Source organism: Streptomyces adustus (genome assembly GCF_009377175.1).
In the GTDB taxonomy this organism is placed as follows: Bacteria; Actinomycetota; Actinomycetes; order Streptomycetales; family Streptomycetaceae; genus Streptomyces; species Streptomyces adustus.
Map to the genome: position 1 here is coordinate 1 of NZ_VJZD01000160.1, position 22,734 is coordinate 22,734.

Annotated in this window: 22 protein-coding genes, 1 pseudogene and 1 riboswitch; of the genes and pseudogenes, 17 read left to right on the forward strand and 6 right to left on the reverse strand. The window is 72.3% G+C overall.

Translation table 11 applies throughout. The features are described from left to right. From FNH09_RS47825 to FNH09_RS30730, 5 genes and pseudogenes are all read left to right on the forward strand, one after another. Positions 1-418, forward strand: a pseudogene (locus FNH09_RS47825) (hypothetical protein); the annotation flags it as partial. Continuing rightward, positions 408-845 carry a roadblock/LC7 domain-containing protein gene (locus tag FNH09_RS30715; RefSeq protein WP_152893169.1) on the forward strand — a complete coding sequence of 146 codons (438 nt, stop codon included), beginning with the start codon at positions 408-410 and terminating at the stop codon, positions 843-845. The pseudogene FNH09_RS47825 and the gene FNH09_RS30715, both read left to right, overlap by 11 nt. Positions 846-852: 7 nt before the next feature. Further along, positions 853-1,233, forward strand: coding sequence for a DUF742 domain-containing protein (locus tag FNH09_RS30720; protein ID WP_338017728.1), 381 nt, complete (start codon positions 853-855; stop codon positions 1,231-1,233). Positions 1,234-1,546: 313 nt separating this feature from the next. After that, the gene (locus tag FNH09_RS30725) at positions 1,547-2,335 is read left to right on the forward strand and encodes a carbon-nitrogen hydrolase family protein (protein ID WP_152893170.1); all 789 of its coding nucleotides are present in this window, start codon (positions 1,547-1,549) and stop codon (positions 2,333-2,335) included. A 58-nt stretch (positions 2,336-2,393) separates the two neighbouring features. Further along, positions 2,394-4,091, forward strand: a complete 1,698-nt coding sequence (locus FNH09_RS30730; protein WP_152893171.1) for a flavin monoamine oxidase family protein — start codon at positions 2,394-2,396, stop codon at positions 4,089-4,091. Positions 4,092-4,139: 48 nt separating this feature from the next. Here FNH09_RS30730 and FNH09_RS30735 read toward each other — a convergent pair whose 3' ends face one another. Further along, positions 4,140-5,069, reverse strand: coding sequence for an LLM class F420-dependent oxidoreductase (locus FNH09_RS30735; RefSeq protein ID WP_152893172.1), 930 nt, complete (start codon positions 5,067-5,069; stop codon positions 4,140-4,142). An 82-nt stretch (positions 5,070-5,151) separates the two neighbouring features. Next, a complete protein-coding gene (locus FNH09_RS30740) occupies positions 5,152-5,859 on the reverse strand; it encodes a DUF5995 family protein (RefSeq protein ID WP_152893173.1) in 708 nt (235 codons plus the stop codon). Between the two features lie 173 nt (positions 5,860-6,032). Here FNH09_RS30740 and FNH09_RS30745 point away from each other — a divergent pair, with 173 nt between their 5' ends. Next, entirely contained in the window at positions 6,033-7,142 is a 1,110-nt protein-coding gene (locus FNH09_RS30745) for a glycoside hydrolase family 6 protein (protein WP_152893185.1), read from the forward strand. On the opposite strand, the gene FNH09_RS30750 is transcribed toward FNH09_RS30745, so the two are convergent. Further along, the gene (locus FNH09_RS30750; RefSeq protein ID WP_152893174.1) at positions 7,124-8,533 is read right to left on the reverse strand and encodes a uracil-xanthine permease family protein; all 1,410 of its coding nucleotides are present in this window, start codon (positions 8,531-8,533) and stop codon (positions 7,124-7,126) included. The genes FNH09_RS30745 and FNH09_RS30750 overlap by 19 nt on opposite strands. Before the next feature lie 208 nt (positions 8,534-8,741). Between FNH09_RS30750 and FNH09_RS30755 the strand changes: the two genes are divergently transcribed. Then, positions 8,742-9,200, forward strand: coding sequence for a thioesterase family protein (locus tag FNH09_RS30755; RefSeq protein ID WP_162469337.1), 459 nt, complete (start codon positions 8,742-8,744; stop codon positions 9,198-9,200). Here FNH09_RS30755 and FNH09_RS30760 read toward each other — a convergent pair. Beyond that, the gene (locus FNH09_RS30760; RefSeq protein WP_152893176.1) at positions 9,160-10,371 is read right to left on the reverse strand and encodes an MFS transporter; all 1,212 of its coding nucleotides are present in this window, start codon (positions 10,369-10,371) and stop codon (positions 9,160-9,162) included. The two genes, FNH09_RS30755 and FNH09_RS30760, sit on opposite strands and share 41 nt — an antisense overlap. A gap of 173 nt (positions 10,372-10,544) precedes the next feature. On the opposite strand from FNH09_RS30760, the gene FNH09_RS30765 reads away from it, so the two are divergent. The 10 genes from FNH09_RS30765 to FNH09_RS30810 all read left to right on the forward strand — a co-directional run bounded on the left by FNH09_RS30765 (position 10,545) and on the right by FNH09_RS30810 (position 19,728). Continuing rightward, on the forward strand, positions 10,545-11,729 hold the full coding sequence (locus tag FNH09_RS30765; protein WP_152893177.1) for an ROK family transcriptional regulator: 1,185 nt from the start codon (positions 10,545-10,547) through the stop codon (positions 11,727-11,729). 288 nt (positions 11,730-12,017) lie between these two features. Next, positions 12,018-12,148, forward strand: a riboswitch (FMN riboswitch). A 147-nt stretch (positions 12,149-12,295) separates the two neighbouring features. Next, on the forward strand, positions 12,296-12,901 hold the full coding sequence (locus tag FNH09_RS30770; RefSeq protein WP_162469338.1) for a riboflavin synthase: 606 nt from the start codon (positions 12,296-12,298) through the stop codon (positions 12,899-12,901). Beyond that, positions 12,898-13,542 (forward strand): nicotinamide riboside transporter PnuC, encoded by a 645-nt coding sequence (gene pnuC / locus FNH09_RS30775; RefSeq protein WP_162469339.1) that lies wholly within the window; start codon positions 12,898-12,900, stop codon positions 13,540-13,542. The genes FNH09_RS30770 and pnuC overlap by 4 nt, the downstream gene beginning before the upstream one ends. Continuing rightward, on the forward strand, positions 13,539-14,837 hold the full coding sequence (locus tag FNH09_RS30780; protein ID WP_152893178.1) for a bifunctional 3,4-dihydroxy-2-butanone-4-phosphate synthase/GTP cyclohydrolase II: 1,299 nt from the start codon (positions 13,539-13,541) through the stop codon (positions 14,835-14,837). The genes pnuC and FNH09_RS30780 overlap by 4 nt, the downstream gene beginning before the upstream one ends. A gap of 21 nt (positions 14,838-14,858) precedes the next feature. After that, positions 14,859-15,344 (forward strand): 6,7-dimethyl-8-ribityllumazine synthase, encoded by a 486-nt coding sequence (gene ribH / locus FNH09_RS30785; protein WP_162469340.1) that lies wholly within the window; start codon positions 14,859-14,861, stop codon positions 15,342-15,344. Between the two features lie 34 nt (positions 15,345-15,378). Next, positions 15,379-15,651, forward strand: coding sequence for a phosphoribosyl-ATP diphosphatase (locus tag FNH09_RS30790; protein ID WP_026249121.1), 273 nt, complete (start codon positions 15,379-15,381; stop codon positions 15,649-15,651). A 78-nt stretch (positions 15,652-15,729) separates the two neighbouring features. After that, a complete protein-coding gene (hisG, locus tag FNH09_RS30795) occupies positions 15,730-16,578 on the forward strand; it encodes an ATP phosphoribosyltransferase (RefSeq protein ID WP_152893179.1) in 849 nt (282 codons plus the stop codon). 20 nt (positions 16,579-16,598) lie between these two features. Then, entirely contained in the window at positions 16,599-17,054 is a 456-nt protein-coding gene (locus FNH09_RS30800; protein ID WP_152893180.1) for a PH domain-containing protein, read from the forward strand. Between the two features lie 227 nt (positions 17,055-17,281). Then, positions 17,282-18,607, forward strand: coding sequence for a hemolysin family protein (locus FNH09_RS30805; protein WP_152893181.1), 1,326 nt, complete (start codon positions 17,282-17,284; stop codon positions 18,605-18,607). Continuing rightward, a complete protein-coding gene (locus FNH09_RS30810; RefSeq protein WP_152893182.1) occupies positions 18,604-19,728 on the forward strand; it encodes a hemolysin family protein in 1,125 nt (374 codons plus the stop codon). Before FNH09_RS30805 ends, FNH09_RS30810 begins: the two co-directional genes overlap by 4 nt. Before the next feature lie 25 nt (positions 19,729-19,753). Here FNH09_RS30810 and FNH09_RS30815 read toward each other — a convergent pair whose 3' ends face one another. Then, complete coding sequence (locus FNH09_RS30815; RefSeq protein WP_152893183.1) at positions 19,754-21,619, reverse strand: AAA family ATPase; 1,866 nt, start codon at positions 21,617-21,619, stop codon at positions 19,754-19,756. Between the two features lie 451 nt (positions 21,620-22,070). Next, the gene (locus FNH09_RS47215; RefSeq protein WP_162469341.1) at positions 22,071-22,691 is read right to left on the reverse strand and encodes a uridine kinase family protein; all 621 of its coding nucleotides are present in this window, start codon (positions 22,689-22,691) and stop codon (positions 22,071-22,073) included. Positions 22,692-22,734 lie beyond the last annotated feature (43 nt).

Below are 22,734 nucleotides of genomic sequence, written 5' to 3' on the forward strand. Positions count from 1 at the left end.
TCCCGCATCCGCCCCCGGCTCGGCCACGCCCCGCGCGGCCGGGCTGCCCACCCGGGTCCGGCAGGCGGCCCTCGCCCCCGAGCTGCGCCAGGAGCCCCCGCGGGCCCCGGCCGGGGCGTCCGGGCGCGAGGTGAGCGCCGAGGACATGCGGGCGATCTTCGGAGCCTTCCAGCGCGGGCTGGACCGCGGACGCAGGGGCGTCGAGCCCGGCCCCGAGGACGCTCCCGCGCCCGGGGAGCACACCGACGCCCGGCACTCCCGGACCACCGACGGCCCGACGGACCCCGAACACCCCCGCACCTCCGGTGAACGAACCGGCCGCACCCCAGGTGAACCGACCGGCCGCACCCCCCAGGCCCACACCGCCGGTGAGCCGGCCGGCACGGACGAAAGGAGGGACGCCGACGATGCTCCCTGACAACACGGTCGAACAGCCCGGTACGGACCTCGGCTGGCTGCTCGACGACCTGGTGGCCCGGACCGACCACGTCCGTCAGGCGGTCCTGTTCACCGCCGACGGGCTGCCGCTGTGCTGCTCGGAGGGGATCGAACGGCGCGACATCGAGCATCTGGCCGCCGTCTGCTCCGGGTTCCACAGCCTGGCCTGCTCGGCGGGCGAACGGTTCGCCGCGGGCAAGGTACGACAGACCATGGTCATGCTCGACGACGCCTATCTCTTCGTCACCCCGGCGGGCAACGGCAGCCGTCTCGCCGTGCTCAGCGAGGCGGAGACCGACGTCGGCCAGCTCGCCCACGAGATGGAACTGCTCGTCCGCCGCGTCGGCCGCCATCTGGACGCCGCCGTACGGGAGGCCGCCGCCTCCGCCGGTCCGGCCGGCGCCTGATCCCCTGGTGGCAGACGACGACCACTGGTACGAGGACGAGACCGGGCCGATGGTCCGGCCGTACGCCGTGACACATGGCCGGACCCGGCCCTCCGGCGGACCCGCCATTGACCTGATGTCCCAGGTCACGGCCCTGTGGCCGGACGACGGCGGCCCGGCACTCGACCACGCCCGGTCCTCCCTGCTGGACCTGGTGCGCCGTGGGCCGCGGCCGGTCGTCGAGCTCGCGGCCGACGCCGACCTGCCGCTGACCGTCGTACGCGTGCTGCTCGGCGACCTGGTCGCGGCCGGTGTGGTGCGCGTCGACGAGCCGCGGCCGGTCGTCGCGGGCCCGGCCACCGACCCCGAGCTGCTGCGCGAGATCGCGGACCGCCTGCGCGAGCTGTGAGCGATGCCCCGGAGCCGCGAGCTGTGAGCGATGCCCCGGAGCCGCGAGCTGTGAGTGATGAACCGGAGCCGCGAGCGGGGCATGGTGACCGGGGCGGATGAGCCCGCTCCCGTGTCGCATCACACACTCCGGGGCAGGACACCGGCCCAGCCCGGAGCCGCGAGCGGGCCCGCGCAACGAATCGCCGCCCACCCCGGTCGCGACGCAACGAACCGCTCACCGGCGCGCAACGGCTCCTCCTTGTCCGGCCCGCTCCGCCGCCCGTACCGTCTACGTGACCCCAACCCCCCTCCGTATCCGGTGAGGAAGACGCATGCGCACCGCCCTGCTCCAGAGCTCCGGCCGCCCCGGTTCCGTCGTCGAGAACCTCAAGGTCCTCGACGAGGCCGCGGGCCGTGCCGCCGCCGCGGGCGCCGCACTGCTGGTCACCCCGGAGATGTTCCTGACCGGGTACGCGATCGGCGACGACATCGGCCGCCTGGCCGAGCCCGCCGACGGCGCCTGCGCCGACGAGATCGCCGAGATCGCCGGCCGGCACGGCCTCGCGGTCGCCTACGGATACCCCGAGCGCGACGGCGAGACCGTCTTCAACTCCGCCCAGCTGATCTCCGCCGACGGCACCCGCCTCGCGAACTACCGCAAGACCCACCTCTTCGGCTGCTTCGAGCACGAGCACTTCGTCCCGGGCGGGACGCCGGTCGTCCAGGCCGAGCTGAACGGTCTGCGGGTCGGCATCATGATCTGCTACGACGTCGAGTTCCCGGAGAACGTCCGCGCCCACGCCCTGGCCGGCACCGACCTCCTGGTGGTGCCGACGGCGCAGATGCACCCGTTCCAGTTCGTCGCCGAGTCCGTCGTGCCGGTGCGCGCCTTCGAGAACCAGATGTACGTCGCCTACGTCAACCGGGTCGGCCGCGAAGGGGAGTTCGAGTTCGTCGGGCTGTCCACGCTGGCCGGTCCCGACGGGGTCGCCCGCACCCGCGGCGGCCGCGCCGACGCACTGCTGCTCGCCGACGCGGACCCCGCGTTCCTCGCCGCGTCCCGCGAGACGAACCCGTATCTGAAGGACCGCCGCCCGGGCCTCTACGGGTCCCTCGTCTGACCACTGCCCCGCCTTCGCTCACCCTCTCCCAGTTTTTCGCGCAAGGAGTCCGTGCCCCATGACGTCCACCGTGCCCAACGCCGTCGAGCACGCAGACGAGCAGCAGCTGCCGATCACCATGTTCGGCCCGGACTTCCCGTACGCGTACGACGACTTCCTCGCCCACCCGGCGGGCCTCGGCCAGATACCCGCGACCGAGCACGGCGCGGAGGTCGCCGTCATCGGCGGCGGTCTGTCCGGTGTGGTGGCCGCGTACGAGCTGATGAAGATGGGCCTCAAGCCCGTCGTGTATGAGGCCGACCAGATCGGCGGCCGGCTGCGGACCGTGGGCTTCGAGGGCTGCGACCCCTCCCTCACCGCGGAGATGGGCGCGATGCGCTTCCCGCCGTCCTCCACGGCGCTCCAGCACTACATCGACCTGGTGGGGCTCCAGACCCGGCCCTTCCCCAACCCCCTCGCCGAGACGACCCCGTCGACCGTCGTCGACCTCAAGGGCGAGTCGCACTACGCGACCAGCGTCGACGACCTGCCGCAGGTCTACCGCGACGTGATGAACGCCTGGAACGCCTGTCTGGAGGACGGCGCCGACTTCTCCGACATGAACCAGGCCATGCGCGAGCGCGACGTGCCGCGCATCCGCGAGATCTGGGCCCGGCTCGTCGAGAAGCTCGACAACCAGACCTTCTACGGCTTCCTCTGCGACTCCGAGTCGTTCAAGTCCTTCCGGCACCGCGAGATCTTCGGCCAGGTCGGCTTCGGCACCGGCGGCTGGGACACCGACTTCCCCAACTCCATCCTGGAGATCCTGCGGGTCGTCTACACCGAGGCCGACGACCACCACCGCGGCATCGTCGGCGGCTCCCAGCAGCTGCCGCTGCGCCTGTGGGAGCGCGAGCCGCAGAAGATCGTCCACTGGCCGTACGGCACCTCGCTGAAGTCGCTGCACACGGACGGCGAGCCGAAGCCGGCCGTGACCCGGCTGCACCGCACCGCGGGCAACCAGATCACCGTGACGGACGCGAACGGCGACATCCGCACCTACAAGGCGGCCATCTTCACCGCCCAGTCCTGGATGCTGCTGTCGAAGATCGCCTGCGACGACTCGCTCTTCCCGATCGACCACTGGACGGCGATCGAGCGTACCCACTACATGGAGTCCAGCAAGCTCTTCGTGCCCGTGGACCGGCCGTTCTGGCTGGACAAGGACGAGGAGACCGGGCGGGACGTCATGTCGATGACGCTCACCGACCGGATGACCCGCGGCACCTACCTGCTGGACGACGGCCCGGACAAGCCCGCCGTCATCTGCCTCTCGTACACGTGGTGCGACGACAGCCTGAAGTGGCTGCCGCTGTCCGCGAGCGAGCGGATGGAGGTCATGCTGAAGTCGCTCGGCGAGATCTACCCGAAGGTCGACATCCGGAAGCACATCATCGGCAACCCGGTGACCGTGTCCTGGGAGAACGAGCCCTACTTCATGGGTGCGTTCAAGGCCAACCTGCCCGGTCACTACCGTTACCAGCGGCGCCTGTTCACGCACTTCATGCAGGAGTCGCTGCCCGAGGACAAGCGGGGCATCTTCCTCGCGGGCGACGACATCTCCTGGACGGCCGGCTGGGCCGAGGGCGCGATCCAGACCGCGCTGAACGCGGTCTGGGGCGTCATGCACCACTTCGGCGGCACGACCGACGCGACCAACCCGGGCCCGGGCGACGTCTACGCCGACATCGCCCCCGTGGAACTCCCGGAGGACTGACCCCGGCGACGGACGTCGGTCGGTCCGAGCCGGAATCGGGCGGTGGGCTCAGATCCCCGCCGCCCGGGCTTTTCCGTAGACCTGCGCCGCCACATCCTTCAGCTCCTGCGCGTCCCGCGTCTCGGACTGGAGGTCGACGAGGATCTCGTCGAGACCGACCTCGGCGTGCGCGGCGAGGTCCTCGACGATCTGGTCGACACTGCCGTGGAAGGGCGCGCGGCGGCCCCCTGAGTGGCCCTGGGCCAGGTAGCGGGCGTTGGCGCGCAGCACGGTCCGGATCGGCCTGGTGCGCCCGCGTTCGGCGGCCAGTTCCTGCACCGCGCGCCACTGCGCGGCGAGTTTCTCCGCGCCCATGGCCACCGGCAGCCACCCGTCGGCGTGGTCGACCAGCCGACGCAGGGCCGGTCCCGGGCCCGCCGCCAGCAGGATCGGGATCGGCCGGACGGGCTTGGGCCCCACGACCGCCGGGGCGATCTTGGTGATGTGGCCGTCGTACGACACCGGGTCCGGGCCCCAGACCGCGCGGCACACCTCGACCAGCTCGTCCAGGGCCGCGCCGCGCTCCTCGAACGGGCGCACCGACGACGCCGCGTACTCGTCGTGCGACCAGCCGGTGCCGAAGCCCGCGAGGACCCGTCCGCCGCTGGCCGCGTCCAGCGTGGCCAGCGTCTTGGCGAGCCGGAACGGCGTATGCAGCGGGGCGACCAGCACACTGCTGCCCAGCTCGACCCGTTCGGTGGCCGCCGCGGCGAGCGTGAGGGTGACCAGCGGTTCGGCCACCCCGCGGTACCCGTCCGGCCAGGGCAGGCCCTCGATGCCGTACAGACCCTGGGTGGCGGGTTCGGGGACGAGGAGCCGCTCGTACACCCAGAGGCTGTCGTAGCCGATCGCCTCCGCGGTGCGTGCCACGTCGGGCACGTCCCGGCCGAGGTCGTACTTCCGGTTCTGCGGAAGACCGAGTCCGAGCTTGGTCGCCATGCCCAACTGCTCCTTCGACACAGGGTGCGGTTCCGTCGAACGTACAACGCACCCACGGCGGTTGAGGCGTCCGACTCCGGGATCAGGTCACCGGCGCGGCGGATGGGTGCGGCAGCGGGGTCAGCAGCATGCGGCCCGCCAGACCGACCGCCGCGTCCAGACGCTCGGCGAACTCCCCGGCCAGGTCGGGCAGTGCGCGCAGTGCCCACAGGGCCCGCGCCGCCGACCAGGCGGCGTCCCGGGCGCGTTCCAGGCTCCAGGAGCCGAGCAGATGGGCCAGCGGATCGGCGATCCGGAACAGGTCGGGACCCGGCGTCAGCTCGTCGCGGATGCGCTCCTCCAGCGACCCGAGCAGTTCGCCCACGCGGTCGAACTCGTCTTCCAGGGCGCAGGGTTCGCAGTCGAGCGTACGACAGGCGTCCACGACGGCGAGCGCCAGATCGTGGCCGATGTGCGCGTTGATGCCCGCGAGCGCGAACTGCACCGGACGTACCCCGGGATGGCGGCGGAGCTGGAACAGCGGCCGCCAGCAGGCCGGTGGGCGACGCCCGTCGGCCACCGCGTCGACCGCCGTCAGATAGCGCTCCGCGAACCGGACGTCCAGCGTGATCGCGGCCCGCGGGTCCGCGAACTCCCCGCGGTCGATGTGCCGGTCGACCTCCTCGGTGACCGTGAGGTAGACGCGGTTGAAGACCGCGATCCCGTCCCGCGCTTCCAGGCCGGCGTCCAGGGCGCGCATACGGGAGACCACGGTGTCTACGGAAGTGGTGAACTGTGCCAATTGCGCCATGGGGGCAGGGTCCCAGTCCTAGGCTCTGCGCAGTGCCGGCGGGCCCGACGCTTCCCCAGAACGGGGGAACGATCCCGTCGTACGGGAGAGGGGATCAGCACTTGGCAGGCTTACGTGCCCAGCGTCCGGCCGTGCGCGCGGACCGGCGCGGCGGCGCCGTCGGGCGGGGGAGCATGGTCGCGCTCGCGTCCGTGGTGGTGGCCGTCGCCGCCGTGGCCGGGTTGACGTCCGCGCCGGGCGAGGCCCGGGGGTCCGACGAGGCCCGGCCCGGGCCGTCCGGTTCACCGACCCTGGCGTCGTGGCCGGCCGTGCCGCCGGTCCCGACGGCCGAGGCGTCACCCTCGCCGTCCCCGAAGCCGAAGGCGAGTCCCACCGCGTCCGCGACCGGGGCCCGACGGACCCCGGCGACCGCCGCCGTGTCGTCCCGCCTCTACCACCACCCCGACTCCCAGGTGGACGAGTGGGTCCACGACCACCCCGGCGATCCCCGCGCGGCCGTGATCGAGTCCCGGATCGCCGAGCAGCCGGCGGCGGTGTGGTTCACCGACGCCGAGGCCGCGGACACCACCTCGCGGGTCCGCGCGGTCACGGCGGCGGCCGCCGCCGCGGGCCGGGTGCCCGCCGTCGTGGTGTACGCGATCCCGGACCGCGACTGCGGCGGCGCCTCCGAGGGCGGGGCGTCCGACCTGGACGCCTACGACGCCTGGATCGACCGGGTCGCCGCCGGGCTGGGCTCCGGCGAGGTCATGGTGGTACTGGAACCCGACGCGGTCGCGCAGTCCGACTGCCTCTCCGCCGCCGACCGCGGCGCCCGCTTCGCCTCGCTGGCCCGGGCCGGCCGGGTCCTGAAGAGCGCCGACCCGCGGGCCCGGGTCTACTACGACGCCGGCCACTCGACCTGGAACCCCGCGGCGCAGCAGGCGGCCCTGCTCAGGCAGGCGGGTGCCGCGTCGGCCGCCTCCTCCGACGGCGTCTTCAGCAACGTCTCCAACTTCCACCGCACCGCCGACGAGATCGCCTACGACCGTGCGGTCCTCGACGCCCTCGGCGGCCCTGCGGGCCTCGGCGCGGTGATCGACACCAGCCGCAACGGCAACGGCGCCCCGGCCGACGGACAGTGGTGCGACCCGGACGGCCGGAAGATCGGCCGGGCGCCCACGCTGAACACCGGCGAGGGACGCATCGACGCCTACCTGTGGGTGAAGCTGCCGGGGGAGTCGGACGGCTGCAAGGGGGAGGCGGGGACGTTCAGCGCCTCGTACGCCTACGACCTGGCGCGCTGACCGCCGCCGTCGCCGTCCGTGTCGTCGTCGTACGTCGACGTGCCCGCGTCCAGCAGCGGCGTCTGGGTCTTGAGATGGGCGGGCGCGAAGGCGCGCAGCGCGTGGTAGCCGGTGATGACCACCAGGGTGCCGAGGGCGATCCCGCTCAGCGAGAAGTGGGAGGTGAACTTCATGGTGACGTTGCCGACGCCGATGATGATGCCCGCCGCGGCGGGCACCAGGTTCAGCGGGTTGCGCAGGTCCACCCTGGCGTTGAGCCAGATCTGCGCGCCGAGCAGCCCGATCATGCCGTACAGGATCACCGTGATGCCGCCGAGCACCCCGCCCGGGATCGCCGCGACGACCTCGCCGAACTTCGGGCACAGACCGAACAGCAGGGCGAAGCCGGCGGCGGCCCAGTAGGCGGCGGTCGAGTAGACGCGGGTCGCGGCCATCACACCGATGTTCTCGGAGTACGTGGTGTTGGGCGGACCGCCCACCGCGGTCGACAGCATGGAGGCCGCGCCGTCCGCCGAGATCGCCGTGCCGAGCTCGTCGTCCAGCGGGTCCCCGGTCATCTCGCCGACCGCCTTGACGTGCCCGGCGTTCTCCGCGACCAGCGCGATGACGACCGGCAGCGCGACCAGGATCGCCGACCACTGGAACGACGGTCCGTGGAACGACGGCAGCCCGATCCAGTCGGCCTTGCCGACGCTGGACAGGTCCAGCCGCCAGTGGTCGGTGAGCTTGCCGCTCGCGTCCACCGAGTGGATCTTCCCGAAGATCGCGTCGAAGGCCCAGGAGATGCCGTACCCGAAGACCAGCCCCAGGAAGATCGCGATGCGGGACCAGAAACCACGCAGACAGACGACCGCCATACCGGTGAACAGCATCACCAGCAGGGCCGTCCACTGGTCCTGCGGCCAGTACGTGGAGGCGGTGACCGGGGCCAGGTTGAAGCCGATCAGCATCACGACCGCGCCGGTCACGATCGGCGGCATCGCGGCGTGGATGATCCGCGCCCCGAAGCGCTGCACGGCCAGTCCGACCAGGAACAGGGCGACGCCGACGACGAAGACCGCGCCGGTCACCGTGGCGCTGGTGCCGCCCTGGGCGCGGATCACCGCGGCCACCCCGACGAAGGACAGCGAACAGCCCAGATAGCTGGGCACCCGGCCACGGGTCGCGAGCAGGAAGATCACGGTGGCGACGCCGGACATCATGATCGCGAGGTTGGGGTCCAGGCCCATCAGGACGGGGGCCACGAACGACGCGCCGAACATCGCCACCACGTGCTGGGCGCCGAGCCCGACCGTGCGCGGCCAGGACAGCCGCTCGTCGGGCCGGACCACCGCGCCCGGTGCCGGAGTGCGTCCGTCCCCGTGCAGTTTCCAGCGGACACCGAGATCCATGGTGCGGGTTCGCTTTCGTCGGAAGGTACGACCGTCCGCACCATTGTCGGGGCCGGGGCTGGTCAGGGCCCTTTCTGGGGAGCCCGGAAGGCGTGGTGGGCGCGGTCGGCAGGGCGACCGAGGAGGGCGAGGTGTATGGGGCGAACGAGCACCTGAGCGTCCGCTTAGGATGGACGTAAGCGTCTCAACTGTGTCAGGAGCACTACCCGTGACCGCCGAAGCCCCGACAGCCCCCGTCCTCTCCTACGGGCGGCTCGTCCCCGTCACCGTCCACTTCGACGACCTCGACGCCCTCGGCCTGCTGCACAACGCCCGCTACCCGCTCATGGTCGAGCGGGCGTGGAGCGAGCTGTGGCAGGAGCACGGCATCCGGTTCGACGGCGACTGGGAAGCGGCCGGGGACGCCTGCAACGCGGTCCGGGAACTGCGGATCAGCTACGACGTCCCGGTCACCCGGACCGGCACCTACGCCGTCCACCTCTGGCTGGAACGGCTCGGCAACACCGGTCTGACGTACGGGTTCCGGTTCTGCTCGGCCGACGGGGCGGTGACCTACGCCCAGGGCACCCGGGTGCTGGTCCGGCTGGACGCTGCGACGCTGCGCCCCGCGCCCTGGAGCGAGCGGTTCAGGGCCGCGGGTCGGGAACTGCTGCGGCCCGCGGACTGACCGTCGGCCGGTCGCGCTCACCGGCCCGCAGCACGCCCGCGAACACGGCGAGCCCGCAGGACAGCACGGTCACCAGACAGAACGACACCATCAGGCTGGTCGCCTGGGCGACCCCGCCGATCAGGCTCGGCGCGATCAGCCCCGAGGTGTACGTGATCGTCGCGACGCCCGCGATGGCCTGGCTGGGGTTCGGACCGCTGCGGCCCGCCGCCGCGAAGCACAGCGGTACGACGACCGCGATACCGAGCCCCATCAGCGCGAACCCTCCCATCGCCACGGCCGGATGGCCGGCCACCACGACGAGCAGCCCGCCGAACGCGGCCAGGACACCGCCCGCGCGGACCGTGCGCACCGCGCCGAAGCGGTCCACCGCCGCGTCCCCGAGGATCCGGGCCACCGCCATGGTCAGCATGAACCCGGTCGTCGAGGCCGCCGCGAGACCCGCCGACGCCTCCAGCCGGTCACGCAGGTACACCGCCGACCAGTCCAGGCTGGCGCCCTCCGCGAACACCGCGCAGAAGCCGACCGCGCCGATCAGCAGCGCCGACCGCGGCGGCAGCGCGAACCGCGGCGGCGGCTCCTCGTCCTCGGCCGGCTGGAGGTCCAGCACCCAGCGGCAGACCGACACGCCGAGCAGGGTGAGGACCACGGCGGCCAGCGCGAAGTGCAGGCGCGCGTCCGCTCCGAGATGGGCGGCGAGCGTGCCGGCCGCCGAGCCGATCAGGGCGCCCGCGCTCCACATGCCGTGCAGCCCGGACATGATCGACTTGTCGAGCAGCCGCTCGACCTCGACGCCCAGCGCGTTCATCGCCACGTCCGCCATGCCCGCGCTCGCCCCGTAGACGAACATCGCCAGGCACAGCGTGTACAGGTTGGTCGCCAGGGCGGGCAGGATCAGCGACACCGTCCACAGCGCGATCAGAACGCGCAGGGCGCTGCGGCTGCCGAGGGTGTGGCTGATCCGGCCGGCCAGCGGCATGGCGCAGGAGGCGCCGAACGCCGTGAAGGCCAGCGCCAGCCCCAACTGGCCGGTGCTGAGCGAGGCATGGTCCTGGATCCATGGCACCCGGGTCGCGAACGAGCCCGTGACGGCGCCGTGCACGGCGAACACGGCCGCCACGGCGTACCGGGCGCGCCGCACCTCGGACGCCTCGTAGACCACTGCACTCATTCTCGGGCCCCTCCCGGACGTGTGTATCCCCGTAGCGCCGACGTAAACTATCAGGAACCCTGCCTGATAGATAGGGGACATGAGGCCACACGGTGCGAGGGTCCGTCCGCCGGACAGGCCCTCGGGTGCAGGTGCCCGCCGTGCGGCCGCGTCGATCTGGGAGGATTCCCGGCATGCCCGCATCCCCGAGCACCGCCCGGGCCATCAACGACCGGCTCGCCCTGCGGCTGTTGCAGGAAGGCCCGTTGACGGCAGGGCAGTTGAAAGAGCGCACCGGTCTGTCCCGGCCGACCGTCGCCGACCTCGTCGAGCGCCTCACCGTCTCCGGCCTGATCTCGGTGGTGGGCGAGTCCGGGGAGCAACGGCGCGGCCCGAACGCGCGGTTGTACGGCATCGTCGCCGACCTCGCCCATCTCGCCGCCCTGGACGTGCGCACCGAGGGCGTCGCCGTGGTCGTCTCCGACCTGCTCGGCGAGGTGCTCGCCGAGGCATCGGTGCCGATCGGCGGCGACACGGACACGGGACCGGCCCTCGAACAGGCCGTCGCGCTGGTCGAACGGGTCGCGAAGGAGGCCGGCGTCGACCGGCTGCACACGGTCGGCATCGGCGCCCCCGGCCTGATCGCGCCGGCCACCGGTGAGCTGCGCGACTCCACGGGGCTGCCCGAATGGCACCGCCGACTGGTGGCCGCGCTCCAGGAGCGGCTCCCGGACGCCCGTGTCCTGGTCGAGAACGAGACCAACCTCGCCGCCCTGGCCGAGCAGCGCGACGGCGCGGCCCGCGACCGCGACACCTTCGTGCTGCTCTGGCTCGGCCGCGGCACCGGCGCGGCCGTGGTCCTCGACGGTGTCCTGCGCCGGGGCGCCTCCGGCGGCACCGGGGAGATCGGCTTCCTGCCGGTGCCGGGGACCGGCGGGCTCCCCTCGGCCACGGGCTGCGACGGCGGTTTCCACGCCCTGGTCGGCTCGGAGGCGATCGCCGACCTCGCCGCGGAGCACGGCATCCTCGCCGCGCCGGCCGCACGCGAGCCACGGGCCGCCGCCCTCGTCGCCGAGGCGGTCTGCGCGTCCGGCGCCGCCGCCGACCGCTTCCTGGACGCCCTGGCCGGCCGGATCGCCGTCGGGGTCGCCTCCGTCGCAGCCGTGCTGGACCCTGGCTGCGTGGTCCTCGGCGGCGAGGTGGGGCAGGCCGGGGGCGAGGTGCTCGCCGCCCGGGTCGCGGGGCGGATCCGCGCGATGTCCCCGCTGCCGACGGAGGTGCGGGCCGGACGGCTGGGCGGTGCGGCGGTGCTCCGGGGGGCGCTGCTGACGGCGCGTGAGTCGGCCCAGCGGGAGCTGTTCGGGCCGGGGGAGCCGTAGCTCGATCTCGCGGCGAACGGCAGGGACGCGGCTGCGGGGCCGCAGGCGTGGGGCGGCCCGGCGGCGGGCAAGGGCCGTCGTCACCGCCGCCGGGCATGAGCCGAACCCTAAAAAGGACTAGACCACTGCGTCAATAGGTATGGACCAGTCTCAAGTGGCCCGGGGTGACGGGGGATTGGATCCCGTGCGGCCGTTCGGCAAGTCCGGCGACGACACTTGTGAGCCACTCCACACGGGTCGTCCGCATGGACGCCGATCGGCCGTGGCAGACTGGCCCTGTACCTAAAGCAGCGCACTCCGGGGTCGGTGAAAGTCCGAACCGGCGGTTACAGTCCGCGACCCGGTCGCTTCCAGCGGCCGGTTGACCAGGTGAAATTCCTGGACCGACGGTTAAAGTCCGGATGGGAGGCAGTGCGCGGCGGGCGGGCATTCGTGCGCGCCGCCGTATGTGCTCGTCCGTGTGGACGAGTCTGTCCGGCGTCGCCCCCGGTGTCGTAGTCCGTACTTTCTGTCGTCATCGACAGGCCCCGGAGTCCGTGCCCCTATGTGGCAGGAGGACCCGGGAAGTGTTCACCGGAATCGTCGAAGAGCTGGGCGAGATCACCGCCGTCGAGAACCTCGGCGACGCCTCGCGCTTCCGGCTGCGCGGCCCCGTCGTGACCGAGGGCGCGAAGCACGGCGACTCCATCGCCGTGAACGGTGTCTGTCTCACCGTCGTCGAGCACGAGGGCGACGAGTTCACCGCCGACGTCATGGCCGAGACCCTCGACCGCTCCAGCCTCGGCGCCCTGGCGGTCGGCTCCCGCGTCAACCTCGAACGCCCCACCGCCGTGGGCGCCCGCCTCGGCGGCCACATCGTGCAGGGCCACGTCGACGGCACCGGCGAAGTGCTGGCCCGCACGCCCTCCGAGAACTGGGAGATCGTGAAGGTCTCGCTCCCCGCGGACCTCGCGCGCTACGTCGTCGAGAAGGGCTCCATCACGGTCGACGGCATCAGCCTCACCGTCGTCGAGGCGGGCCCCGACTACTTCACCGTCAGCCTCATCCCCACCACCCTCGCCCTGACCACGCTCGGCCTCAAGCAGCCCGGCGACCCGGTCAACCTCGAGGTGGACGTGGTCGCCAAGTACGTCGAGCGCCTGCTCGCGGCCGGTCAGGGGGTCACCCGGTGAACTGGCTGAACTCCGAGGCCTTCGTCCTGCTCGACCAGCACATCAAGTGGTCGGACATGATAGGCAACGTGATCGGGCTGATCGCCCTCGCCTTCGGCTGGCGGCGCTCCCTGTGGAGCTGGCCCGCCCAGTTCGTCTCCGGCCTCATCCTGTTCGCGGCCTTCGCCACCGCCCACCTCTCCGGCAGCGCGGGCAAGCAGATCGTCGTCATGGTCGTCGCCGTCTACGGCTGGTGGCAGTGGAACCGCGGCAAGGGCCAGGGCGAGGACGGCCACATCGCCGTACGCTTCGCCACCTGGCGCGAGCGCGCGGTGCTGGTCGCGGCCGCCGCCGTCGGCACCGTCGCCGTGGCCCTGCTCTTCAAGGCCTACCCGTCCCTGTCCTGGGACCCCTGGCCCGACGCCTACATCTTCGTCGGCACCGTCGTCGCGATGTACGCCCAGGCCCGCGGCATGGTCGAGTTCTGGTTCGCCTGGCTGCTCGTCGACGTCGTCGGCGTCCCCCTGAACTTCGCCAACGGCTTCGCCTTTTCCGGATTCGTCTACGTCATCTACGGCGCGCTCGTCCTGTGGGGCATGCGCGACTGGTGGCTGCGGTCCCGCCGGGGTCCCCAGCCCGCTCTGGAAGGAGCACCGGCATGAACGCGGCACCGTTCCCGTACAGCACCGACGGCACCGACGACATCGAGGACTTCGCGCTCGACCCGATCGAGCAGGCCATCGCCGACATCGCGGCCGGCCGCCCGATCGTCGTCGTCGACGACGAGGACCGCGAGAACGAGGGCGACCTCGTCGTCGCCGCCGAGAAGGCCACCCCCGAGATCGTCGCCTTCATGATGACCGAGTGCCGCGGCCTGATCTGCGCCCCCATGGAGGGCGAGGAACTCGACCGGCTCCGGCTCCCGCAGATGGTCGAGGACAACACCGAGTCCATGAAGACCGCGTTCACCGTCTCCGTGGACGCCTCCGCCGCCCACGGCGTGAGCACCGGCATCTCGGCCGCCGACCGCGCGACCACCCTGCAACTCCTCGCCGGCGGCACCGCGCAGCCCACCGACCTGGTGCGCCCCGGCCACATCTTCCCGCTGCGCTCCCGGCCGGGCGGCGTCCTGGTCCGCAACGGCCACACCGAGGCCGCGGTCGACCTCGCCCGGCTGGCCGGACTGCGCCCGGCCGGCGCGATCGTCGAGATCGCCGGCGAGGACGGCCGGATGCTGCGGCTGCCCGAGCTGATCCCGTTCGCCCGCAAGCACGGACTGACGATCATCTCCATCGAGGACCTGATCGCCTACCGGCGCTCCGCCGAACCCACCGTCCGCCGCGAGGCGGAGACCCGACTGCCCACCGTCCACGGCACGTTCACCGCGTACGGCTACCGCTCCACCGTCGACGGCGTCGAGCACGTCGCCCTGGTCCACGGCGACCTCGGCGACGGCGAGGACGTCCTGGTCCGCCTCCACTCCGAATGCCTCACCGGCGACGTCTTCGGCTCCCAGCGCTGCGACTGCGGCCCCCAGCTGGACGCGTCCCTGGAACGCATCCAGAGCGAGGGCCGGGGCGTGGTGGTCTATCTGCGCGGACACGAGGGCCGCGGCATCGGCCTGCTGTCCAAGCTGCGCGCCTACGAGCTCCAGGAACGCGGCCACGACACCCTCGACGCCAACCTCGAACTCGGCCTGCCCGCCGACGCCCGCGACTACGGCGCGGGCGCGCAGATCCTCGCCGACCTCGGGGTGCGCGCCGTACGCCTGATGACCAACAACCCCGACAAGACCGCCGCGCTGGAGCGCCACGGCATCGAGGTCACCGGCCGCGAGCCGATGCCCGTTCAGGCGGGCGAGCACAACCTCCGCTACCTGCGCACCAAGCGGGACCGGATGGGGCACGACCTGCCCTGGCTGGACGCGCCCACCGCGTCCACCTGCGGCAACCAGTAAGAGACAGCACGAAGGAGAGACGTGAGCGGCAAGGGTGCACCGGAACTGTCCGTACGCAACGTGGGGGACCTGCGGGTCGCCGTCATCGCGGCACAGTGGCACGAGAAGGTGATGGACGGTCTGGTCGACGGCGCGCTGCGCGCCCTGCACGACCTCGGCATCGACGAGCCGACCCTGCTGAGGGTCCCCGGCAGCTGGGAACTCCCGGTCGCGGCCAAGGTCCTCGCGGGCCGCGGCTACGACGCGGTCGTCGCCCTCGGTGTCGTCATCCGCGGCGGCACGCCCCACTTCGAGTACGTGTGCCAGGGCGTCACCCAGGGCCTGACCCAGGTCTCCGTCGAGACCGGCGTCCCCGTCGGCTTCGGCGTGCTGACCTGTGACACCGAGGAACAGGCACTGGACCGGGCGGGCATCGAGGGCTCCAGCGAGGACAAGGGCCACGAGGCGGTGACCGCGGCGGTGGCGACCGCGGCCACCCTGCGTTCAGTATCCGAACCCTGGCACTGAGGTACCGGCCGGACCGCGTAGGGTGAGGACCACCATGTCCAAGAAGACTTTCGAGGAGCTCTTCACCGAGCTCCAGCACAAGGCCGCCACCGGCGACCCGGCCACCTCCCGTACCGCCGAGCTGGTCGGCAAGGGCGTCCATGCCATCGGCAAGAAGGTCGTCGAGGAGGCCGCCGAAGTCTGGATGGCCGCCGAGTACGAGGGCAAGGAGGCAGCCGCCGAGGAGATCTCGCAGCTGCTCTACCACGTCCAGGTGATGATGGTCGCCCGGGGGATCTCCCTGGACGACGTCTACGCCCACCTCTGAGCCGCGCCCGCACCACCATCCCCGTACGAAAATCCCCGTACGGCACTCCCGTACGACCGAGCGAAGGAAGCCGACCTCATGCTGCGCATCGCCGTCCCCAACAAGGGTTCCCTGTCCGGACCTGCGGCGGAGATGCTGCATGAGGCCGGCTACCAGCAGCGCCGGGAGTCCAAGGAGCTGCGGATCGTCGACCCGGTCAACGAGGTCGAGTTCTTCTACCTCCGCCCCCGCGACATCGCGATCTACGTCTCCTCCGGCCGCCTCGACATCGGTATCACCGGCCGCGACCTGCTGGTCGACTCCGCCGCCGGGGCCGAGGAGATCCTGCCGCTCGGCTTCGCCCGCTCCACCTTCCGCTTCGCCGCCAAGCCCGGCACCGCGCACACCGTCCAGGACCTCAAGGGCCGCACGGTCGCCACCTCCTACGAGGGCATCGTCGCGGCCTACCTCGCCGACCAGGGCGTCGACGCCTCCGTGGTCCACCTCGACGGAGCCGTCGAGACCGCCATCGAACTCGGCGTCGCCGAGGTCATCGCGGACGTCGTCGAGACCGGCACCTCGCTGCGCAACGCGGGCCTGGAGGTCTTCGGCGACCCCATCATGAAGTCCGAGGCCGTCGTCATCCGCCGTACCGGCGCGGACGTCGAGGAGCCCAAGGTCCAGCAGTTCCTGCGCCGCCTCCAGGGCGTCCTGGTGGCCCGGACGTACGTGATGATGGACTACGACTGCCGGGTCGAGCAGCTGGAGAAGGCCGTCGCGCTCACCCCCGGCCTGGAGTCCCCGACCGTCTCCCCGCTGCACAACGAGGGCTGGGTCGCCGTCCGCGCGATGGTCCCGTCCAAGGAGGCCCAGCGGATCATGGACGACCTGTACGACATCGGCGCGCGGGCCATCCTGACCACGGCCATCCACGCCTGCCGTCTCTGAGCCCGGGAAGCCGCACACCGATGTCCGACCTGCCCACCCTGCCCGTCACCTTCCGGCCGGGGCGCACCCGCGCCGTGCTGCTCGGCGCCGGTGTCGCGATCTTCGTGGTCATCTCCGCGGTCGCGATGCTGCTGGAGCAGCTCGGCCCGGGGGAGCGGCTCAGCTTCATCCTCACCGGGGCCGTCATCCTCTGGGTGCTGGCCCGGCTCGCCCGGGTGAAGGTCGTCGCCGACGACTCCGGCGTCACCGTGGTCAACATCGCGAGCAGGCGCCGTCTGGCCTGGGCGGAGATCCTCCGGGTGAACCTGCGGGTCGGCGACCCCTGGGTCTTCCTCGACCTCAGCGACGGCACCAGCCTGCCCGCGCTCGGCATCCAGCCCGGCATCGCCAGGGAGCGGGCCGTCGCCGACGCGCGCACCCTGCGCATGCTCGTCGAGGCCCGCTCGATCCGCGACCCGGAGCAACATCAGGGCTGACTCGGGGCCGTCCACCCTGCCGCACGGGCCGGTGTCTTGATTAATCTGGTGGCGGAGGCGCTTTCGCTGCGCCTCCGCCCCTGTGGTGCCGTCCCGGCACACAGGGGATTCCTGCAACCCGAGGAGTGACCCTCTCCGGCGATGGACGGATCGTCCTGTAGTACCTGCGCCGCCCCCTCCCGACATAGCACGGACCGCGTCCGTGTCACTGCGGAGGCGGCGGCATCATGACCATCTCCCTGCTGCTCCTCGGAGCGGCTTTTGTGCTCATCCTCGCCAACGGCTTCTTCGTGGCGGCCGAGTTCGGCCTCGTGACGGTCGAACGCCCGGAGGCCGAGAAGGCCGCCGCCGACGGCGACCGACGGGCCCGCACGGTGGTCGAGTCGCTCAAGGAGCTGTCCTTCCAGCTCTCCGGCACCCAGCTCGGCATCACCATCACCTCCCTGGTCGTCGGCATGCTCGCCGAGCCCGCGCTCGCGCGGCTGCTGCACGCCCCGTTCACCGCGCTCGGCGTGCCCGAGAGCGCCGCGTCCGGGGTCGCCGTGGTCGTCGGCATGCTGCTGGCCGCGGCCGTGCAGATGGTGATCGGCGAACTCGTGCCCAAGAACTGGGCGGTGTCCAAGCCGCTCCAGGTCGCCCGGTTCGTCGCCGGCCCGCAGCACGTCTTCGCCCGTCTGTTCCGGCCGGTCATCGCGGCGCTCAACGCCGTCGCCAACCGGCTCGTACGTGCCCTGGGCATCGAGCCCGCCGAGGAGCTGGCCTCCGCCCGCACCCCGGGCGAGCTCGTCTCGCTCGCCCGGCACTCGGCCCAGGCCGGCGCCCTGGAACAGGACACGGCCGACCTCTTCGTACGGACCCTGTCGCTGGGCGAGCTCACCGCGCAGCACGTCATGACCCCGCGGGTCAGGGTGAGCGCGCTCCAGTCGTCGGCGACCGCCGAGGACGTGGTCAACCTCACCCGGGCCACCGGTCTGTCCCGCTTCCCCGTCTACCGAGAGAAGATCGACGAGATCGTCGGCATGGTCCATCTCAAGGACGCCCTGGCCGTACCCGCCCAGGACCGGCTGCGCACCCCCGTCGGCCGGATCGCCCGCCCGCCGCTGCTGGTGCCCGAGTCGCTGCCCGTGCAGCCGCTGCTGGCCCGGCTGCGCAGCGAGCAGCCCATCGCGGTCGTCGTCGACGAGTACGGCGGCACGGCCGGCGTGGTCACCCTGGAGGACATCGTCGAGGAACTCGTCGGCGAGGTCCGCGACGAGCACGACGGGCAGGACCTGCCCGAGCTCGCCGTCGCCCCGCCCGAGGACGGCAGGCCCGCCTGGGACGTCGACGGCAGCTGCCGGGTGGACATCCTGCAACGCATAGGCCTCGACGTGCCGGAGGGCCCGTACGAGACCGTCGCGGGCCTGGTCGCCGATCTGCTGGGCCGGATCCCGGCCCCCGGCGACCGGGCCGAGCTGCCGGGCTGGCGGCTGTCCGTGCGCCAGGTCGGTCACTACCGCGCCGAGCGGGTCCGCCTGGTCAGGACCGCCACGGTCATGGAGGCGGCCCGATGAGCTTGCTCCAACTCGTCTTCGCGGCCCTGCTCGTGCTCGCCAACGGCTTCTTCGTCGGGGCCGAGTTCGCGCTGGTGTCCGTGCGCCGCAGCCAGATCGAACCGCTCGGCACCGCGCGGGCCCGCCAGGTGCTCTACGGCCTGGAGCGGCTGCCGCAGATGATGGCCGCCGCCCAGTTCGGCATCACCGTCTGTTCGCTCACGCTGGGCGCGGTCGCCGAGCCGACCGTCGCCCGGCTGCTGGAGCCGCTCTTCGAGGCGATCCACCTCCCGACCGGCGTGATCCACCCCCTGGGGTACGTCATCGCGCTCGCGGCGGTGGTCTTCTTCCACCTCGTGATCGGCGAGATGGTGCCGAAGAACCTCGCCATGGCGGCCCCCGAGAAGGCGGCGCTGTGGCTCAGCCCCGGTCTGGTCGCCTTCGCCCGTCTGTGCCGGCCGATCACGGTGGCCCTCGGCGCCTGCGCCCAGGGCATCCTGAAGCTCTTCCGCGTCGAGCCCAAGGACGAGGTCGAGGCCGTCTTCACCAGCGAGCAGCTCAACCGGCTGGTGGAGGACTCCGGGCAGGCCGGCCTGCTCGACCCGGAGGAGCAGGAGCGCCTGGAGGACGCCCTCGAACTGGGTTCCCGCCCGGTCATGGACGTGCTGCTGCCGCGCGAGTCCCTGGTGACGGTCAGTCCCTCGGTCACCCCCGGACAGATCGTCGAGCTCACCGGCCGCACCGGCTACTCCCGGTTCCCGATCGCGGCGGAGAACGGCGCCTTCATGGGGTACCTGCACGTCAAGGACGTACTCGACGTGGAGGAGTCCCAGCGGGCGGTGCCGCAGCACATCTGGCGGCCCATGACGACCCTGCGGTCCGAACTGCCGCTGGACGACGCGCTCACCGTGATGCGGCGCGCGGCCACGCACCTGGCCCAGGTCGCCGACCCCACCGGGAAGGTGCTCGGCCTGGTCGCGCTGGAGGACGTACTGGAGCTGCTGGTCGGCGAGGTACGGGATCCGGCGCACCGCAAGGCCCCGGAGGCCAGGGTGGCCGAGCCGCGGGTGAGCGCCGTCAAGATCCCGGCCCCGCTGGAGCAGGCCGGACCCCCCTCCACGGAGGGGGCCATGGCGAGCTGACGCGCGAGCGGGCCCGCGGGATCCGTCACAGAGCCGACGGATCCTGCGGGCCCCGGCCCGACAGCACCTCGCCGTACGCCTGCATCAGGTCGGGCAGCCGCAGCGTCGACAGGTCGTCGCGCGACAGGCTCCCCGGATACATCGACAGCCGCAGGTCCCGGTAGGCGCAGCTCTTCTCGTACAGCGTCCGCAGGAACCGCCCGTTGCCCAGTTCGTCGATCCAGCCCTGGTCGACCACGTGCCCGGCGATGGAACGCAGCTCGTCGAGCGCCTCCTCGTCCCACACGTCGCCGTTCTCGGCGGCCAGCACCTCGCCGATCGAGGTCAGTTCGAGGGGACGGTACGAGGGGAAGTCGACCCGGGTGGTGAAGCGCGACGACAGCCCGGGGTTGGCGGCCAGCAGCCGGTCCATGCCCTCCGGATAGCCGGCCAGGATCACCACCAGGTGGTCGCGGTTGTCCTCCGCCCGCTTCAGCAGCACCTGGAGGGCCTCGTCGCCGTAGGCGTCGCCCTTGCCGTAGCCGGTGTTGGACAGGGAGTAGGCCTCGTCGACGAAGAGGACACCGCCGAGGGCCGAGTCGATCAGCTCGTTGGCCTTCACGGCCGTCTGGCCGAGGTACTCGCCGACGAGATCGGCCCGCTGCGCCTCCACCAGATGGTCGCCGCCCAGCAGACCGAGGGCGTAGAAGACGCGGCCGAGGATGCGGGCCACGGTGGTCTTGCCGGTGCCGGAGGGGCCGGAGAAGACGAAGTGGCGTTTGGGCGGCTGCACCGGCAGGCCCTGCCCGGCCCGCAGCCGGGCCATGTTCAACTGGGCGGACAGCGCCTTCACCTGGCGCTTCACCGGCTCCAGGCCCACCATGCGTTCGAGCTCGGCAAGCGCTTCCTCGAGTAACCCGGGGTCGGTGGGGCCGGCGGGCAGTGGCGAGGAGGGGACGGCGCTCTTCGCGCGCACCGCCGGGTCGCCGGCCGACGGCGGGGGTCCGGACGGCGGCAGGTCGGTGCCGGGGTACTTGAGGTCCCGGCCCTCGGCGCCGTACAGCGGGTCGAGCAGGTCGACACCGTCGACGGTGTCCTGCCCGGTGCCGGTGAGGGTGATCGCGGCGAGGTCGGCGTGGTCGTCGTAGCCGTCGCCCTCGGCGATCGCCGCGAGCCGGGCCGAGGTGTCCATGAAGGCCGGGTCGACCCGGTGCACCGCCCGGTACAGCGGGAGCGCGGCCGCCGACCGGCCCGTCCCCTCGTGCGCCCGCGCCAGCCAGTACCGCAGCTCCTTGCGCTGCGGCTGCTCGCTGCGACAGCGCATCAGGGCCGCCGACAGCAGGGGTTCGGCCTGCCCGTACATCTCCAGCCTGACCCGGGCCATCCCGCCGAACAGGCCGGCCTCGATGCCGAGCATGGGGTCGTCGATCAGTGGCTCGGTGTGCCGTACGAGCTGTTCCCAGTCCTTGACCAGGTAGGCGCGGCAGGCGTGCAGAAAGCGGACCTGGGCATCGGCGTCGACGGGCGGGAGCCCGGCCAGCGCCCGGTCCAGCTCCGGGACATGGCGGCCGTCGAGCCAGTGCGAGGCGTGCGCGAGCAGCAGATCGCGCGGGCTCTCCAGCACCGGCTGCACCCACCAGCCCAGCCAGTACCAGGAGTTGAGGGTGCGTCGGTGCCGGGCGCGCTGCTCGCCGAAACGCTCCCGGTGCCGGAACATCCGCAGCAGCGCGGTCGTGGTGTCGACGCGCAGCGCGTGCAGGCCGAGCCAGCCGTCGGCCATCCCGGGGTCGATCCGCACCGCGTTGCGGAACTCCTCCTCCGCCTGCGGATAGGCCCCCATCGTGTAGGCGTCCACGCCTCGTATCCAGGCGAGGTCGGCCGGGGCCTTCGAGCCCTGCGTGCCGAAGTCCATCACGTCACGTCCCCCACAAACCGTGCCCCCGTCGGTATGGATGCCGCCGGGCGTCGCCCGGCGGTGTCCTGGTCGAACCGCTGTGCCGCGGACCGGAGTTGCCAGGTGCGCGAAGCAGCCGTCCGTAGGTCGCACCGAGGGCATCGTACCTGCGGGGGCAGGGCCCGCCGTAGGGTGCGGTACCGGCCGTTTGGCGAGGTGGGAGCGGACGGGCCGATCCCCGGGGGCGGTCACCGAACGTGAGCGGATCACGCCTCGCGGCAGCCGGAGCGGGCCCATGGAGCGGGGTGCGGGCAGAACGAAGCCCCCGATCACGGGGGAACAACCGGGGGCTTCGCGTCAAGGGGGCGGCGTGCAACGCCGCACATTGAGAACGTAAGACCTGTACGGGCGCCCGGTCAAGCCGAGTTGGGACACTCCCGGAAGTTCCCGAGCGGGGATCTTCACGAGTTCAGCACACTGCGGATGGTCCGTCACTGTGCGTGTTCCTGTGGTCCGGTCCGCTCGCCTCGGCAGGTCCCGACAGCACCTCGTATCCCTGCTGTCCCTGCCGTACCAGAAGGTCCGCGAACGGCCGAGAAGGGTCGTCGGCGAAGTGCCGTCGTTCCGCCACGACCCACCCGTCCCAGAAGTCCCGCTGCTCCTCGCCGTCCCGCGACCGGCCACGGGCCCAGGACTCCTCCTCGGGCAACTCCATCCACAGCAGCCGGGCCAGGTGCGGGCGCAGTGCGCGGCGGCCCGCGCCGACGCCCTCGACGAGGACCACCGGGGCCGGCGGCAGGGCGCACGGTGCCCGGAAGTGCCGGGTGTGCCAGTCGTAGGGCGTGTACCGCGCCTGCTCGCCCCGGCCGAACGGCTCGATCACCTGGCTGTCCAGCCGCCCGGTCCAGCCGAACAGCTCGTCGTGGCTGGCGATGTCGTCGAGGTGGAGGACCGGCGCGTCGCCGAGGGCGTGGGCCAGCCGCCCGGCGAACGTGGACTTTCCGGAGCCGGCGTGCCCGTCGACCCCGATCAGGCGGACCGGGCCGCAGGACGGGGGGAGGCGGCGGAGCCGGGAGGCGAGGTGCTGGATGGCCGTTCCTGGGTTGCGGTGGTGCGGGATTCGGGCGTGGGGG

Excerpts from the sequence above, each read along its gene's own strand:
- FNH09_RS30715 (WP_152893169.1), top strand. The coding sequence starts at position 408 with ATGCTCCCTGACAACACGGTCGAACAGCCCGGTACGGACCTCGGCTGG.
- FNH09_RS30725 (WP_152893170.1), top strand. The coding sequence starts at position 1,547 with ATGCGCACCGCCCTGCTCCAGAGCTCCGGCCGCCCCGGTTCCGTCGTC.
- FNH09_RS30730 (WP_152893171.1), top strand. The coding sequence starts at position 2,394 with ATGACGTCCACCGTGCCCAACGCCGTCGAGCACGCAGACGAGCAGCAG.
- FNH09_RS30735 (WP_152893172.1), bottom strand. The coding sequence starts at position 5,069 with ATGGCGACCAAGCTCGGACTCGGTCTTCCGCAGAACCGGAAGTACGAC.
- FNH09_RS30740 (WP_152893173.1), bottom strand. The coding sequence starts at position 5,859 with ATGGCGCAATTGGCACAGTTCACCACTTCCGTAGACACCGTGGTCTCC.
- FNH09_RS30745 (WP_152893185.1), top strand. The coding sequence starts at position 6,033 with ATGGTCGCGCTCGCGTCCGTGGTGGTGGCCGTCGCCGCCGTGGCCGGG.
- FNH09_RS30750 (WP_152893174.1), bottom strand. The coding sequence starts at position 8,533 with ATGGATCTCGGTGTCCGCTGGAAACTGCACGGGGACGGACGCACTCCG.
- FNH09_RS30760 (WP_152893176.1), bottom strand. The coding sequence starts at position 10,371 with ATGAGTGCAGTGGTCTACGAGGCGTCCGAGGTGCGGCGCGCCCGGTAC.
- FNH09_RS30765 (WP_152893177.1), top strand. The coding sequence starts at position 10,545 with ATGCCCGCATCCCCGAGCACCGCCCGGGCCATCAACGACCGGCTCGCC.
- FNH09_RS30780 (WP_152893178.1), top strand. The coding sequence starts at position 13,539 with ATGAACGCGGCACCGTTCCCGTACAGCACCGACGGCACCGACGACATC.
- FNH09_RS30790 (WP_026249121.1), top strand. The coding sequence starts at position 15,379 with ATGTCCAAGAAGACTTTCGAGGAGCTCTTCACCGAGCTCCAGCACAAG.
- hisG (WP_152893179.1), top strand. The coding sequence starts at position 15,730 with ATGCTGCGCATCGCCGTCCCCAACAAGGGTTCCCTGTCCGGACCTGCG.
- FNH09_RS30800 (WP_152893180.1), top strand. The coding sequence starts at position 16,599 with ATGTCCGACCTGCCCACCCTGCCCGTCACCTTCCGGCCGGGGCGCACC.
- FNH09_RS30805 (WP_152893181.1), top strand. The coding sequence starts at position 17,282 with ATGACCATCTCCCTGCTGCTCCTCGGAGCGGCTTTTGTGCTCATCCTC.
- FNH09_RS30810 (WP_152893182.1), top strand. The coding sequence starts at position 18,604 with ATGAGCTTGCTCCAACTCGTCTTCGCGGCCCTGCTCGTGCTCGCCAAC.
- FNH09_RS30815 (WP_152893183.1), bottom strand. The coding sequence starts at position 21,619 with ATGGACTTCGGCACGCAGGGCTCGAAGGCCCCGGCCGACCTCGCCTGG.